Annotated in this window: 8 protein-coding genes; 7 read left to right on the forward strand and 1 reads right to left on the reverse strand. The window is 39.9% G+C overall.

The genetic code is table 11. The annotated features are described in order from the left end of the window. Positions 1-832 precede the first annotated feature (832 nt). Entirely contained in the window at positions 833-1,114 is a 282-nt protein-coding gene (locus H6G86_RS24890; RefSeq protein WP_179076783.1) for a hypothetical protein, read from the reverse strand. Positions 1,115-1,468: 354 nt separating this feature from the next. On the opposite strand from H6G86_RS24890, the gene H6G86_RS24895 reads away from it, so the two are divergent. Genes H6G86_RS24895 through dpdJ form a run of 7 tightly spaced genes read left to right on the forward strand, consistent with a single transcriptional unit; the run spans position 1,469 to position 16,807 of the window. Continuing rightward, complete coding sequence (locus H6G86_RS24895) at positions 1,469-1,741, forward strand: hypothetical protein (RefSeq protein ID WP_100904389.1); 273 nt, start codon at positions 1,469-1,471, stop codon at positions 1,739-1,741. Further along, a complete protein-coding gene (dpdE, locus tag H6G86_RS24900) occupies positions 1,738-5,046 on the forward strand; it encodes a protein DpdE (RefSeq protein ID WP_179076782.1) in 3,309 nt (1,102 codons plus the stop codon). Before H6G86_RS24895 ends, dpdE begins: the two co-directional genes overlap by 4 nt. Next, positions 5,043-7,583 (forward strand): protein DpdF, encoded by a 2,541-nt coding sequence (gene dpdF / locus H6G86_RS24905; protein WP_190936582.1) that lies wholly within the window; start codon positions 5,043-5,045, stop codon positions 7,581-7,583. Before dpdE ends, dpdF begins: the two co-directional genes overlap by 4 nt. Continuing rightward, entirely contained in the window at positions 7,580-8,485 is a 906-nt protein-coding gene (gene dpdG / locus H6G86_RS24910) for a protein DpdG (protein ID WP_179076780.1), read from the forward strand. The genes dpdF and dpdG overlap by 4 nt, the downstream gene beginning before the upstream one ends. Beyond that, on the forward strand, positions 8,482-11,565 hold the full coding sequence (gene dpdH / locus H6G86_RS24915) for a protein DpdH (RefSeq protein WP_179076779.1): 3,084 nt from the start codon (positions 8,482-8,484) through the stop codon (positions 11,563-11,565). Before dpdG ends, dpdH begins: the two co-directional genes overlap by 4 nt. After that, a complete protein-coding gene (locus H6G86_RS24920; RefSeq protein ID WP_179076778.1) occupies positions 11,556-12,260 on the forward strand; it encodes a hypothetical protein in 705 nt (234 codons plus the stop codon). The genes dpdH and H6G86_RS24920 overlap by 10 nt, the downstream gene beginning before the upstream one ends. Positions 12,261-12,283: 23 nt before the next feature. Then, the gene (gene dpdJ / locus H6G86_RS24925; protein ID WP_190936583.1) at positions 12,284-16,807 is read left to right on the forward strand and encodes a protein DpdJ; all 4,524 of its coding nucleotides are present in this window, start codon (positions 12,284-12,286) and stop codon (positions 16,805-16,807) included. Positions 16,808-16,881 lie beyond the last annotated feature (74 nt).

Below are 16,881 nucleotides of genomic sequence, written 5' to 3' on the forward strand. Positions count from 1 at the left end.
GACTAGCAGCACAAGGGTATCAAGATTCGGGGGAAAGATGATTATAGCGACGCGCTGCTCTCATTTATCAGAATCTTGCTTATAAGAAATCATCTTTTCATGAGTAGGATTCTCATAAGTAAACTGGGAAGATTGGACGGTTACAACGGGCTGGGATTAAAAAATAGGTTATGGAAACTGTATTTTACCAAACCTATTTCTTCCCAAGGCGATTGCCTGTCGAACGGTTACATCATCGCCCCAATAGTTAGGCTTATTATTTTTCTGTGGCATAACTCCTATAACCGCGCTCCTTCTTTGGCTGATAGCCATAGCAATCGCTTGCCAACTTCAGTTTTAATATCTGAAAAATTAGCATAACTTTTGAAGTTTCAATTTCTGACCGCAAATAAAATCGCCTCATCTAATTGGGACTCCGCCGCGATCGCCTCCGGCATCTTTCTCTACTAAAATAGTTTTTGACCCGAATAAATCATTTTTTCGTTTTAAATTCTCTGCAAAAATGGCTGAAATGAAAATAACCCAAAATAACCATAGTAAGTACGGTTATTTTATTCTTTAATCGAAGAATTGTTGCAGGCAAAAAATAGTGATTAAGAGCGCTAAGTTGTGGCTTAGTCTAGGCTTAGTCCAAGCTTAGTCTAGGAAACTTGCTTTCTTGAAAAACTGATTCCCTGTGCTTAGTCTAGGCTTAGTCTAGGCTTAGTCCAAGCTAAGTTGTGGCATAGTCTGAAGCAAATGTAGTTTGGCATACAATTTTGTTATTTAAAATCCACTAATTACATAAACTTAGTGGTGATTATGTAATTAGTTTGTAAAGGAAAAAATTACTTTAATTTCTCCCTGACTTAAAGCCTTCACCACTAAGGAACTCTTCATTGATCAGCAAGAGAATTTTATCTGTGTCCTTTCCCTTGTTGGCATAGCTGGCTGGATTACTGGGGTCTTTCTTGTTGTCCATGCCGAACTTAGCATTATGGCTAATCACCTCATCCTTGTGAGCCTCAATCCAATCGCGTACCAGCAAGCCGTTACAGCCCGATAAATCTCTGAGTGCTTGGTTAGTAATTGCCAAGCGATCGCCCTCCCCAGTCGCCACAGTATCGTTATACAAACAGATTGCCTGATAAGACCTACGAATTTTTTCTATACCTGCTAAGGTTGCTTTACTTCCCCATAATGATTATCATTATTGTCTAAATTTGACTCTTGATTTTTGTTGAGTAATTTATTCCTTGGAAGCCCTTATCTGGTTTTTGGCTTAACCGAACCGTATTGATATGACAGCAAGTTTCGCAATAGGAATGGTTTCCAAGAAGTTGTAATCTAGCTGCTAGCTGTTGTTGATCCAGTACTTCTACTGATTTCTGTGTTTCTAACAATAAATCATTGGTTTTTATTTTTAAGGAAAGCATAATAAATATATACTTATCTACCCTCTGGGTGTACTACTGGTAAATTTATAGTGATGCAAATTGCTTTATTACACACCAAGCTGCAAAAATTAGCAATTTGGAAAATACATGCTGACAAGTTAGTTTGTGACTTACCTTTTACCACTGTGGTAGGACACCTAGAGTTATGCTGTTGCTTAAGTTTAGATTATGCTAGGCTCCGCGTTAACGGTGTCTCTCTGTTAGAGAAGCTATCTTGGAAGAAGCGAATAGCACACGGATACAATACGCTATGTGCGTGCTACGGGAAGGTTAATGCTAACGTACTTAGTGGACTTGGAGTATGATAACACTTGGTTCGTTGGTAGGTTCCCGAAACAACAGCTTGGGCATAGGGAAGGTCATTGATATATCTGATGCCAATGCAAATGTTGAGTATTTTTGTTCTATAGGGCAACGTCTTCAAAAAACTTTACCTTTAAGTTCGCTCTCTGAAGTCAGACTTGAACCCCAGGCTCGATGCTATATTAAGTACCAAACTCAGGATAAATGGATAGTTGGCAGAGTTTTCATCTGGGATGAAGATACAGAAATGTATCAAATTGATTTACCAGATAAGAAAACTGCGATCGCTACTGAAGAAGACATTTACGTTCGTTGTAATCTCCCAAATACAGACCCCATCGACACTTTAGCGATGAAGGGGCAAGAAACGCCCTATTTCCACGATAGACGCTTTGCTTTTGTTAAATGCTTAATTTTACAACGCGCTGTCAGTCGGGGAATGACGGGATTAATTTCTGCCAATATTAAACTTTATCCACATCAAGTTGAAGTTGTCCGTCGTGTACTTGAAGACCCGATTCAACGATATTTATTAGCGGATGAAGTTGGACTGGGAAAAACCATCGAAGCTGGTGCTATTCTTCGTCAATATTTATTAGATGAACCTTCTGGACGTGCGGTAGTGCTAGTTCCGCAATATTTACTCCAACAATGGCAGCAGGAATTAGAAAACAAGTTTTACATCTCCCACTTTCCCAAACGGCTAGCAGTGCTTTCTGTTGAGGATATTCACAAAATCAACCCGAAAGCGAATATTGGCTTGCTAATTTTAGATGAAGCACACCACATCGCGGCAATGGCAACCTCTAACGATGCAACAGTGCGCCAGCGTTTTGAGACTTGCAAAAATATTGCTCATAAAAGCGATCGCCTGCTTCTATTATCGGCTACCCCGGTTCTCAACCACGAGCAAGATTTTCTAGCAATGCTGCATCTGCTCGATCCTGCAACCTATCAACTTGATGACTTAGCAGGTTTTCGTGAAAGGGTAGTAAAACGCCAAGAGATTGGTCGAATTCTCCTGTCCTTTAAAGAAGGTGCAAACCCCTTTGTCCTGAAAACTAATCTCAAAAATCTCCGTAACCTGTTTCCTGAAGACAAGTATTTACTGGAATTGGCAGACAATCTAGAAAATAGTTTACAAGCAAAAGCTAGCGATATAGTTGAAATTGTCAGGGCAATTCGTATCCATATTAGCGATACCTACAGACTTCACCGCCGGATGCTTCGCAATCGTCGCGCTTCCGTAGAAGATGTAATTTTTGACCGTAATATTACACTGAGAACCGAGTACGATTTAGATGAGCGATCGCCTGACATCCACGAACTAATTGAGGAGTGGCGTGAAGTAGCTCCTGATGACAAACAATATCACCACATTTTTCTATTGTTTTTCCGTGCTTCTGGTACTTGGCTGGGTATTTTAAAACAGGTAATTCAAGCACGTTTAAGTGGTGTGTCCACTGCGGAATTAATTCAGGAGTTTGGTGCTGATAGTGTTCGCATCCTGACTGAAACTCCTAAATTTGCTAACGGGGAAGCAAATATTTTGCAAAGCCTACTGCAAATTATAGAACAACCGTCAGAGGATGGCGATCGCCTTGAATTACTCAAGACAGTCATCCTCTATCAACTCTGCGAACCTTTAAAAGTACAATCCTTGAAATTTAACCTCCCTAAATTACTTGCAGAGGTTCAACAACGGCTAAAAAGACCGATACCGGGAGACAGTCTGCCCAAAATTGTTATATTTACGAGTTTTGTACAAACTTGTGCCGAAATTGTCCGTTACTTGAGCGATCGTTTTGGTGAGGGAACTATCGTCAGTCACCAAGTTGGACAAACTAGGTCTCAAGTGGAGGAGAACTTAAATCGGTTTAAAAAAGACTCCAAATGCTTTATTTTAGTTTGCGACTCCTCTGGCGAAGAAGGTCGTAACTTACAATTTACCAACTACATGATATGTTTTGACTTGCCTTGGTCGCCAAATCGCCTAGAACAAAGAATTGGTAGGATAGACCGGATTGGTCGTTTATTGAAAGTTGAGTTTACAGTATTTGCTGGCGTAGACTTACCCGATAGTCTCTATGATGCATGGTATCGCTTATTGAAAGAAGGGTTTAATATCTTTGGGCAATCTATTGCCAGCCTCCAATTCTATGTTGATGAGAAATTACCCTTGTTAGCAGAAATTTTGTTTAAATCGGGTGCAAATGGACTATTAGAAAACATAGAAGTCATTCAAAAAGAAATTCAGCAAGAGCAAATAAAAATTAACGAACAAAATGCCCTAGATGAAATTGATGCTCTGGATGAGAACGCTACCCAATATTTTCAAGCTTTAGACGATTATGATGCCCGTCATCAAGAAATCCAGCAAGTAACTGAAGATTGGATTTGTGATGCATTGAGATTTCAGCCAATCACTAATCCTAATTTTTCGACACTTAAGCGTTATAAACCTACCGGAAATACATTAATTCCAGCAAACGATTTAAGCAGCAATTTTGCAGGGGTTTTAGAAGAATTTGGGACTTTTAACCGTAGGGTAGCAAATCAACAGCTTGGTGCAAAACTCTACCGCATTGGTGAAAAATTTGTAGAAGCACTATCATCTTATATCCATTGGGACGACCGGGGTCAAGCCTTTGCTATGTGGCGAGTTGCAGAAACTTGGGATTTTGGGGAAGGTGAAGAGTGGTATGGTTTACGATTTAATTACGTTATTGAAACAAATTTAACGAATTACAAAAATACCATAAAAGATAAAACTTTGCAAAGACGCGTAGATGGGTTATTCCCGCCCATTGTAGAAAGTGTATTTATTGATGCACGATATGAACCAATGTGTGCGGTTGAAGATGAAACATTATTAAATATCCTGCAACGTCCTTATAAAGGCCAAGGCGGTAAATATCGAGATTACAACTTAGCCAAAAGTCGTTTATCTATTCTTGATAATTTTATTGAGCCTAGCAGGTGGCAAGAATTTTGCCATCAGGCGCGTCGCACGTCTTTAGAATTACTCAGTCAGCGTCCCGAATTTATTTCATTATGTGAAAATAGTGCCATCCGTGCTAAACAAAAGTTAGGTAAGAGACTAGATCAATTGCGCTTGCGTCTCAACCGACTTACTAACCAAGAGCGTATTTCTAATAAGGTACTGGAGCAAGAACTCAATAACGAAACGGCATTAAGCCAAGTAATTATCGAAGGAATTCGTCATCCTAGCATTCGTCTTGATTCTGTTGGTTTTATTATCGTTTCTGGGCGACCTCCAGCTAAATCTGAGGAGGATGATTTATGATTGACTCCTTCTCAGAACTTCGGGAAATTCTTAAAACAGGTAAAATTCCTGAAGATATTAGTAATGTCTCAGAACCTTGTCATCGGCGTTTGTTGGATGCGCTGCAAAACTCGCCTGGGTCTGGGGATCTTGTTAGTCTAGTGCGTCATGTATTGCGGCGCGAGGATGCAAAACAGGGTGGAAGTTCTGCAACGACTCTTTTAGTATCTTGCAAACCTCCTTTTCCTAATCGCAGTATTTGGGAGTCGGCTAGCATAACCGTGCTGCGCGAAGATAAAGAACACTATCTCATCAGCGCCCGTCCTTGGCAACCAGAATGGCTTGACCTAGCTGACCAATATCCGCCAGATGCACCTTTATTTAGAGAAGAAAACCGACGGAATTATGAACCAGTTTCCGGCGACCCGTTTTTGCAATTAATGAAGTTAGACAAATACAGCAGTAGCGGACAGCGTGAAGCAATTCGTGCAGTTTTGACTGCTCCTGATAATTCAACTTTAGTAATAAACTTACCTACGGGTGCGGGAAAAAGCCTTTGCGCTCAACTACCTGCATTGCTGAACTCCAGAAATAATAATGGTGTCAGCGTGGTAGTTGTGCCAACTACAGCATTGGCTATTGACCAAGAACGGGCATTAAAATCAAAATCTTCTGTACATCATGCCACAGCCTATTATAGCGATGATTCTGTAGAGGGTAAAGAAAGAAGAGAAGGGATACGCGATCGCATTCGCGTCGGAACCCAAAGGATAATTTTTACCTCTCCTGAAAGTTTAATGGATTCTCTAGCACCTGCTCTGTATGAAGCAGCCAAACTAGGGATATTACGGTATTTTATTATCGATGAAGCGCACATGGTAGAGCAATGGGGTGATGATTTTCGTCCCGCATTTCAAGAAATTCCCGGTTTGCGAAGAGATTTACTGCGTCTTAATTCCTTCACAACTTTATTACTAACAGCAACATTAACAGAATCTTGTTTAGACACCCTGGAAACCTTATTTGGGAAAGATTTACAAGTAATATCTGCTGTACAGTTGCGGCCAGAGCCTGCTTATTGGTTTAAGCGATGTGAGAGTGAAGAAGTTAGAAAAAAAAGGCTACTTGAGGCAGTTTATCATCTTCCTCACCCGTTAATTATTTACGGAACTAAAGTTAAAGATGTCGAGAATTGGAAACGAGAATTAACCCGCGCTGGATTTAAAAGATGTGACCTGATGACAGGTAAATCTACTACTCAGCAACGGGAGCAACTAATTGAAAAATGGCGAGAAGGAAAGATTGATATAGTTGTTGCTACTTCTGCCTTTGGATTAGGTATTGACCAATCAGATGTCAGGGCAGTAATTCACGTTTGTATTCCCGAAACCATTGACCGTTTCTATCAAGAAGTTGGACGGGGAGGAAGAGATGGTAAAGCTTGTATGTCGCTAACATTATATACAACTGAAGACTTCAATGTTGCTCGTGGTTTAAACGAAAAATCGACAATTACTATTGAGAGAGGATTGCAGCGTTGGGAAAGTATGTTTGCGAAAAAAGAACCCCTGAAAGACGGTAAATATAGTGTGCCTATTAATAATCCTCCCTCTTTGCTAGAAGGAGATATTGATATGCAAAGTGACCAAAATAGGGCTTGGAATATTCGCACGTTAACTTTGATGAACCGAGCAAATCTAATTGAAATAGACTCAGAAGAACCTCCTCAGAAGAAAAACTCTGAATCAGAATCTGAACAAGCTTATCAAGCAGCTTGGGATTTATACCGAAATTCTCGCAGTATTCGTATCCGCAATGAATGCCATTTAGAAAAATTTATTTGGGAATCTGAAGTTGAACCAGTTCGCCATCAACGCCAAAGCTGGAGTTATAAAAACCTTGAACTGATGAAAGAAACTTTAAAAGCTAAACGTTGTATTTCAGAAATATTTGCACAAGCGTATAGTATTCCCTCACGTCACACTCCAGAACCCAGAAATCCCGTGATAGTTTCTCATGCTTGTGGAGGTTGTCCTGTTTGTAGAAAAAATGGAGTCACACCTTTTCCCGGAATAATGCCTGCTTCTAGACCTGTATGGCAAAAAACCAATTTTATTCAGGGTAAAGAAATCCAAAGGTTGCTTGCAGGTGAAAAAATTCTGCTTATTTTCTATGATTCGCTGGAACAATTAAATAAGTTGTCAAGAGGTCGAAAATTGTTTAAGTGGCTAATAGAACAGGGGATGAATAATATTGTAATTTCTCCAGAATATAATCAATTTTTGAAAGAAAGTAGTAAAATACATAACTCATTTATTTTTCTATTTGATAGTTATAAACCTGTGCTAATGCCACGAATACCCACTCTGATTTTTCATCCTCCAGGAATACGTTTACCTGCAAAATATTTATCTAATTACAGTACATTAAGCAGAACGCGCATCATTTTACTTCCTATAAATACACCAGACCCAGAGAGAGAAGACCGACTATTAATTAATATTTTTTCAGGCAGATATTTTAAATTTGATGTATTTTGTACCGAGGTTAGTATATGAGTGTTTTAAAAACAGGTTTGGCTCATCCCAGTAGAATGCGGGGAATATTTAGATATTTACTTCATGCTCAAGGACAAAGGGAGAAGAGAGACGTATTAGAAAAAATATTATCTCCTGATAAATTAGTCGAACATTTAGCGAGTGAAGAAAAATCAAAAGACAAAAAAACCTCTCATCCTATGTTCAATGATGCTATTAGGGAAAGCATAAAATGCAAACTTTTAATCGAAGAGAATGAAGAAGTTACAATTAATCAAACTTTACCAAAAGATGCAATAAATCCTCAGCTTGGTGACAAGCTATTACCTGATACTTTCAATTACCTTTTTTTTACATCTGATAACGAAGATGAAGAAGACTTTGGTCGGGTTTGTGCTTGGTATTTAGCACAGGATATTTACGATGCACCTGGGACTTGGGAAGAAGTGGAAAAGCGTATTAGTAACCAAAAAGCAGGCGATTTTTTGAAAATGTCAAGCAGTCGCCTCTTTGTGCAAATGGATGACTGGATGCGCTACCTGGGTTTTGCATGGGGTCATACTTTGGGAGGGAAACCTCTCACAGTTCCCGATCCGACAGCTTATATTAAACGAAATCTCAAGCTTTTGTTTAATGGACAACAAGAAATTACAATCCAAGATTTTATTAATAGATTAGCCAAACAATGTCCTTTATTTGAAACTGGAAAGTTTCGAGAAGAGGTAGAAGAACAAATTGGCACACGCGAAACTAATTTTCTTTCTACAAGTACAGCTTTTGCCTTATTTCGACTTCACGATGAGGGTGAGATTCAGCTTGAGAGACAATCTGATTCAGTCTTTATGATTTTACCAAAAGTCAATAACCAAGTTGATAATGATGGGCGAATTTCTCACATTATTTGGAAAGGAGAAAAATCATGACTTTTGAAAAGTTTGTCTGTTGGAAACTGGATATGATTCGTCAGGTGATGAATGTGGAAGCAACCCAAACTGCAAATCATTTGTTTTTGGCTACACATCATCCTATTGCAATGTATCGTCAGGACTCTATTAAAGCTTTATCACAAAAAGAATATGATGAAGCACAGTTTCTCAAAGATTTTTTAGGTGAAAACGATTTTGCCTTTGTACCTGTTTTGGGTGAGACGGGTACGGGAAAATCTCACCTGATTCGTTGGTTGCAAGCTAATATAAAATCAACCGATAGACGAAAAGTGCTGCTAATTCCCAGAATTGGCACAAATTTAAAAGATATAATTGAAAAGATTTTAAATATTGCAGAATTTGAGGCAGATAAATTAGATGAGTACCGCAAACGTTTAAATCAATCGAGCCGGACTTTCACAGATAAGGGTGCAAGAGAACAATTATTAAACAATTTAGCTTTTCAAGTTGGTATTAACGGACAACATACACGCGCTAAACTTGCTGATGAGGAAACTCAGGAATATTTAATCGAAAATTTACCTGCTTTGCTATATGATGATTTCTTTCGAGAACATTTATTAAGAGATGGAGAGATTATTCATCGTTTAGTAATTCATACACTGGGATATCAATATACTATTGAAGATATTAATGAACGTCGTGAGTTTTCTATCGAAGATTTGCCTCTTAATATTTTAAATATTCAAAAAGCTGGAGAAAAGGCACGAGAATTTTATAGTTTATTAATAAATGATGAGGATATAAAGAAGCACACCGTAATTTGGTTAAATGATCACTTAGATGAAGCTATCACCCAAGTTTTGAATTTTGGTCGAGAAGACTTGCAGCAATTAATGCGCGAAGTACGAGAGACATTAGCAGAAAAAAATATTGAATTAGTACTTTTAATTGAAGATTTCGCTAAATTGCAAGGTATTGATAGAGAAGTATTGGAAGCAGTTTTAGCAAGACCTCAGCAAGCTGGAAATAAGCCATTATGTGCTATGCGTACAGCATTAGCTTGTACTACAGGTTATTTTAAAAATTTGATTGATACAGTGCAACAGCGCGTTACCTTCAGCGTCAATCTTAATATTGATACAGTTGGTGAGAAATCTTTAATTACTCAGGATGATATTCAAGTATTTGTTGCTAGATATCTAAATGCTGTTCGCTTAAAGGAACAAGACATTGAAAACTGGGCTAATTCTCAAAATAGAGATGAAATAGAAAGTGCTTGTAACGAATGCGAACATTCCCAAGCTTGTCATACAGGTTTTGGTCATGTTGAGGGAATGGGTCTTTATCCTTTCAATTCTAAAGCTTTAGAACAGATGTTTAGTAGAGTAAATCCAGATGAATTTAACCCCAGAATTTTAATTAGAGATGTGTTGAAATACACTTTGGAAAATTCTATTGATGATATTGAAAATGGGCGTTTTCCTTCAGTTACTTTAGGAAAACACTTCGGGAAGATGAGATTGAGTACTGATGTGAAGTTACATATTCAAGCCAAAGATCCACAAAATTCAAAGCGTCGAGAGATATTTTTAGACCTGTGGGATGATAGTCATGAACTTTGCAATTTATTCTCAGAAGTTCATACTGCTTTTAATTTACCTCTGCTTGATGTTAAGGCTAAACCAATAAAAATTCCGCCTGTTCCACCCCAACCTCATCCAATAACACCAAGGGTTGTAGAACCTTCAGGGGAATATAAAATTGATACTTCGCTACAAGAAAAGCTTGAAAAACTCGATAGTTGGAACAATGAAGGACAACTATCAGATACGCTTGCACAAAATATTCGTCAGTTGCTTTTCCCCGCTATTATCGAAAAAATTGAATGGGATACTGAAATGCTGCTGAAGGGTACTTTCGTCGGTAGTGGTGGTAAGTTGCTTAAGCAAGAAAATCTCATGTTCCATAACCCAATGAAACATAAGAGAACACGTTATTCCGGGGTTGTTTTATCGCTTCCTCTCAATCCAGATGATGATAAGGAATTTACAGAAACTGTATACGTATTTCAAGGTATATTAAAGTACAATAAATATGGAAATTGGAAGTTTGAAAATGGCGATCGCTATTTTCGTATGTACGCAAAGTATCTAGAATGCTGGAGTCAGTACGTCATCGAAAAAATTCGCCTTTATCCCCGCGAATCTGGTGAACCTTGGAACCCCGTACCTGCTGCGGTGGAATTACTAGCGATTAGCGCCACGATGGCGGGGTATCCTACTAATACGCTCGAAAATTTGATTAATTCTTTGTTTATCGACTTAGATAAAAGCGATGATACAACTCGTGCATCTAGTTGGAAAAAGCTGTTTGATACTTTTAGTCTCAAGAGAAACAGAGAAGCATTATTAGATATTGTTAAAAGTCGAATTGCTTGTACGAAAGGTAGTTATTCAACGTTTCAAATTATTGATGCAATTCAAATTATTGAACCTCTAGAAAAAGTGCGTAAATATTGGCAACCTCAAGAGCAAATTCCTGAAGATGTCCGCGATAAGTTTCCAGAGTTACAAAAGGTACGTCAACAAGTCGATGAACTCCTAGAGAATGCTATTCAAGAAGAGTACGAACGACAGTTTAATATTTATCAATCTCTAGTATCTGAGTTGGGAGAAGAAATTAATAAAGAGAAAGTTATTAAAACTCTCGAAGCTGCAATGATTTCAGCACAAAGTGAAGGTGTATTTCGTGGTAAAAAAGACTTTGTTGGAATGAAAGACATACTAAATAAATTTAGACGTACCGCAATTACCAAGTATCAAGATACAATGAAGCGCGTACAAGCTGAGAAAGACAACCCAGAAAGTAAAGTTGGTAAATTACTTCAAGACTTGAGTGAAGATTATCAAAAAATTATTACTGATTCTTCAGAATTCCTCGATAATACTAATAATTTTCTGGATGCTTCGATTCTTGAAGCCAAAAGTCGTATTGCAGAGTTAGAGCAACCTGATGGTGCAACAGGAGAATCTAGTTACGAAGAAATTTGTGAGGGGTTAGCTAACTTACGGAATCTTATGAATGAAATTAAAGGTGATACAAAATGCTCTTAGAAAAATCACAAGAACTAATTGATTTATCTCAACGTAGAAAATCTCTGCAAAACTTTGTAGGTTATCTTAAAACTATTCAAACTAGGCAAAAGCAAATTGCTGATGCACTTGCAACTATTCAGCCACTTGTGGAAGCATTAAAAGCTTTTCGCCAAAGAGGTATTAACAATATTGATTTAACTCAGAAAGTAGAGTCTATTTTAAGTTTTGTTATTAATGTTGAGGATAATTTACAAAATAATTCCGAGTGGATTCTTGACAATAAAAATTTTAAAGGTAATATTTTAAAGTCAAATATAGATAGCCTAAAAACTACTCTAGAACAGCAACTGAGCGAAGCATGGAAAAGCTACCGGGATCGACAAATGCCTAGCACTAACAATGAAATCCTCAATTTACTGGCTAAAGTAGAAGCTTTTAAAAACACAGTTCGGGATATTCAGATTATAGATAGAGAAATAAAAAATGTTATTTATCCGAAAAACAATGCTGAGTTTGCAGTATATGAACGTAAAATTGAACAATTAAAATATTATTGGAATAGTCTTAGCTCTGATGAAGTTCCTGAAGCTGTATTGCATTTTCTTCGAGCAGCAGCAAATCAAGGAGCGCCTTTAAATCTTTTAACTCCAGAAGTTCAAGATTGGATTAATCAGCATGGTATTTCTGATTCCTTAAGAATTCGCTTGATTTAAAATAAAGTAAGGGCAGAGCAAGGGTGACTACCAACTGGGATAAAATAATTAGAGAATTTTTAGATAAGTTGGAACGCCAGGAAGTTCAACTTTTGACGTGGGGAATTATTGATGGTGGATTTTCTGAAGATGAAATTAAAGAACTTGCTGACGATTTTCTAAATAATTGTGAGATTGATGAGGATGTTTGGGATTTTATAGAGCAAATCATTGATCGCAAATTGTTGTTTGAGTTCAACCTCAGAGGCGATCGCCTTTTTCGCACCAGGATGGCGGAAGGGGTGAGATTATTTGCCCGTCTCCGCCAACTGTTCCCGAATAATAGTTGGCAAACATCTCCTACCTTAGTTGCTGATTATCGCTTACAAATCCGTCCGAGAATTTATCCCAAAAGATATATTACGCCAGAAGCAGTAATTAAACAGCTAGAGGCAGATAAACTATTAACTCCAATACGAAAAAAAGCTGTTGCAGCTATACTAAATTCGCCATTGCGTGGTGAGGTTCAACTTGCAGATTTTCAGCTACGCGCTACAAGCCGGATGCTGCGGGATTTAAACAGCACGAAAAGTCGCGGGATGATTGTCTGTGCTGGGACAGGAACGGGGAAGACTTTATCTTTTTACTTACCAGCACTGGCGCATATTGCAGGGTTGTTGAAAAAGAATGAGTATTGGAGTAAGGGACTGGCAATTTATCCCCGTAACGAACTTCTCAAAGACCAATTTTCTGAAACCTATCAAGAAGCACGTCGTCTTGATGCTGTCCTCAAGGCAGAAGGTAAGCGTAAAATTCTTATTGGTGCATTTTTTGGCTTAACTCCCAGAAGCGCAACTTTGGATCGGGTACAGGATAAATGGGAAGCTGAAAGTGGTGGGTTTACTTGTCCTTACCTGCGGTGTCCCAGATGTGAGGGTGCGCTATCTTGGCGACGGGCTGATTTAGAAGCAGGTAAAGAACAACTTTCTTGTCTCAAGCTATCTTGCGGTGCTGTTATCCAAGAAGATGAAGTAATTTTAACACGCGATCGCATGACGAAAACTCCCCCAGACTTGGTTTTTACCAGCACAGAAATGCTCAATCGGTCTATGGGAGACTCCCGTTACGGTCATATATTCGGCATTGCAACTGCGAAAAAGCCTCAGATAGTTTTGCTTGATGAGGTACATACTTACACGGGTATTCACGGGGCACAGGTTGCTTACCTGTTGCGACGTTGGCAGAAAATAATTGCCACAAAAGTCCAATTTACGGGTCTTTCGGCAACATTAGAAAGTGCAGCAGAGTTTTTTAGCCAACTGATAGGCTTAAATCCTGGTTCTATCGAGGAAGTTTCTCCCGGCGAAAATCAAGTTGCGGAAGGCACGGAATATCAATTAGTTCTCAGAGGCGACCCCGTATCTGGAACGAGTTTACTGTCTACAACGATACTAACTTCGATGCTGCTACGGCGCATCCTTGATCCATCTGAAGACCCTCCCAGCCAAGGGTTCTATGGTTCCCGTGTTTTTGCTTTTACTGACGATTTAGATGTAACCAACCGCTTATTTCATAACCTTTTGGATGCCGAAGGATGCGACAGTTGGGGTCGTCCTCTGCGGGGAAGACAGCCATTTGCAGCATTGCGATCGCATAGTGCATCTGAGGGAAGCGAACGCTTAGTTGCTGGGCAATCTTGGCTTTTATGTGAAGAAATTGGTCATGGGTTGGAATTGCCTTTAAGTATTGGCCGCACTAGTTCCCAAGATACTGGAGTTACCCCAAATAGCGATGTAATTGTTGCTACTGCATCCCTAGAAGTGGGATTCAACGACCCAGAGGTTGGAGGTGTAATTCAGCACAAATCACCGCGAGATATGGCTTCATTTCTCCAAAGAAAAGGACGTGCTGGACGACGGCGAATTATGCGACCTTGGACAGTGGTAGTGCTTTCTGACTACGGACGCGATCGCATTGTCTATCAAGGCTATGATATGTTATTTAACCCAGTTTTAGAAAAGCGCTCGCTCCCCATCCAAAACCGCTATGTTATTCGCACATCTGCGGTTTTCGCTTTTATGGATTGGGTAGGACACCAGTTAGCAGCAATCAAAGGAAGTGTTTGGTATGATTTTGCCAGCCCATCTGAATACGCAAAAAAACGCCAGCAATTAGAAATAGAACTAATTGAAAAGATTCTCGAAACAGAAACAAGACAACTCGAATTGGCAGCATATCTGCAATCAGCCTTGAATTTGAGCAAAGATGAGGTCGAAGCTATTCTCTGGGAAGCCCCAAGGTCATTGATGATGGTGGTACTTCCCACTTTGCTGCGGCGTTTAAAGTCTAATTGGTATCGCTTTTCAGTACATTTAAATGAATCAAATCAAGATTATCAAACCAACGACCCCTTACCCGATTTCGTTCCCCCCAGTTTATTTAGCGACTTGCTCTTACCAGAAGTAAAGATTACGACACCTCCCCAATTGCGTAATAGCCAGCCAGATATTAACCTCATGCCCATTATTCAAGCACTGAAAACCTTTACACCAGGCAGGGCTAGTCGTCGTTTTGGGGTACAACACATCCATGCAACTCACTGGATTGCTCCCCCGAATTGGCAAGAAAGAGAACAAAATTTACCAATAGAAGACTACTGTACTGAATTTGAAGAAGCGGGAATTTTTCAACTTTGGCAAAATGGAGAAATTGTAGATATTCGCTGCATTCGTCCTTGGGCAATCAATCTTACACAAGTTCCTGCCAGCATTTCCGTTCGTTCTAATGCCCAATTAGAATGGTGCAGTCAAATAATTCCTCCCGACTCCGGTATTAAACTCGAATTACCCCAAGGTTCCTCGTGGTGCAAAATTATTACAGAAGTTTGCTGCTTTACCCACATCCAACAATCGCCCCTTGAAGTGCGGCGGTTTGCGATCGCCTCCCATGCTAACATCCGTTTTCAAAAAGGTGACGAACTCGATACGACAATTTGCTTCACCCAAAAACACGATGGTAGTCCAGCAGCTGTAGGATTTGCCCAATCTGTTGATGGTCTAGTATTTCGCTTTTGTATTCCCCCTAATTTCAGCATCAGTCCCAGCGATTCTAATCCAGAGAAGATTTGGGCGTTTCGCACGGCATATTTCCGATATCGGGTCTTGATAGATGCCAGATTGTGTGAATTAACAAATGTCTTTCAACGGGAATGGCTTTATCAAATATATATATCGATGCTCACCGCCCGCGCCTTGGCAGACCAAATCTCCCTACCTGAAGCTTTTGAGGCGCTTTTGGGTGAAAATATGGGTCAAGAAATGGCAAGGGTTCTGGACAATATCTTTCAAAGCTTGAACGTCGAAGAAACTCTACTGGAAGAAGGGGAATCTGCACCAGAACAAATTCAGGGACGGCAGAGGGTACATGATAGGTTGCTGGCACTTGCCAACGCAGACATCATCCAAACTATATTAAATGACCTTGCACCGATTCTCTGGTCAGAACCTGATGAAGAGTGGCACTCTTGGGCAGCATTACGTTTTAAAGCGACCTTGGGAGGGGCGCTGCTGGATGCTTGCGGGCAATTGTGTCCCCACTTTGATTTGGGCGACCTGATTTTAGATATCGATCCTGGCCCGCGTCCACCAGATGCATCTGCTATTTCAGAGGGAGTAGAGGAAATTTGGATAACTGAATCTACCATTGGTGGCGGTGGGGTGATTGAGGAAATCTTGCGGCGCTATGCTGCTGATCCGGCGAATTTTTTCCGATTGGCGGGGAGTGCGTTGTCACCTGGAGATTTTGAGATTGTGAACTCGGAACTGACGCGGTTATTGGAGTTAACCCAAACCAGTGCAGATGTCGCCGATGCAATGGCTGATGTGCGGTTAGCCGAAGGACATGGTGAATTAAAACAAGCAAGCGATCGCCTCCGCAAAGTCCTGTCCTCTAAGGGGATTTTGGTAACGCATCCGGTGATGACTGCAATTAACGCACGGGTTTTGCGTCCTGGAAGTACCTCAGAAACCGATAAACTACTGCTGGATTTGATTCGTTTGTGGCATCAAGAAGAAGCGCGTTTAGGTATTGAAATTGATGCGCGGGTGTTTGCTTATGTCGCCAGCAACGATGACCAGTTGGATCAGGCATTGTTGCATCTTGGTTTAATGCAGCCTAATCCCTATTGGCGGTTTCAAGTGATTTATGGGCTGTTGTGGGCGAGGGGAAATATTATTCGTTCTCGCGCCTTATCTTCTTACAATCCCTTTGTTGTGATTGCCGATGCTGATAGAGAAATTTTACTGGATATTTTGCAAGTGGGCGATCGCACAGTTTGGCTGAATGAACCCAATTGGCGAGAACAGGTGGAGGAAGCGTTTAAGCAAGGTGCATCGGTTTCGCTGATAGCGCCTCCTGATGCGAGGGGAGATTTAAAGTCAGCGATTTTGAGTTTAGCAGTCGAACCGATGGAACTTGGGTTTTTGCAGGTTTATCCATTGGTGGAGGGGGTGCAGAGGTATCCGGGAGGGTTTGGGGTGAGGCTACGGGTGCGAGAAACGGTGCAGTAATAATCTGCTTGAAGATAAAGTCTGACCATCCAACACAATATGGATATTACTGTGATTTGAACTAAAAATTGAGA

The sequence above is a fragment of the Nostoc sp. FACHB-133 genome (genome assembly GCF_014698055.1).
GTDB lineage: Bacteria > Cyanobacteriota > Cyanobacteriia > Cyanobacteriales > Nostocaceae > Nostoc.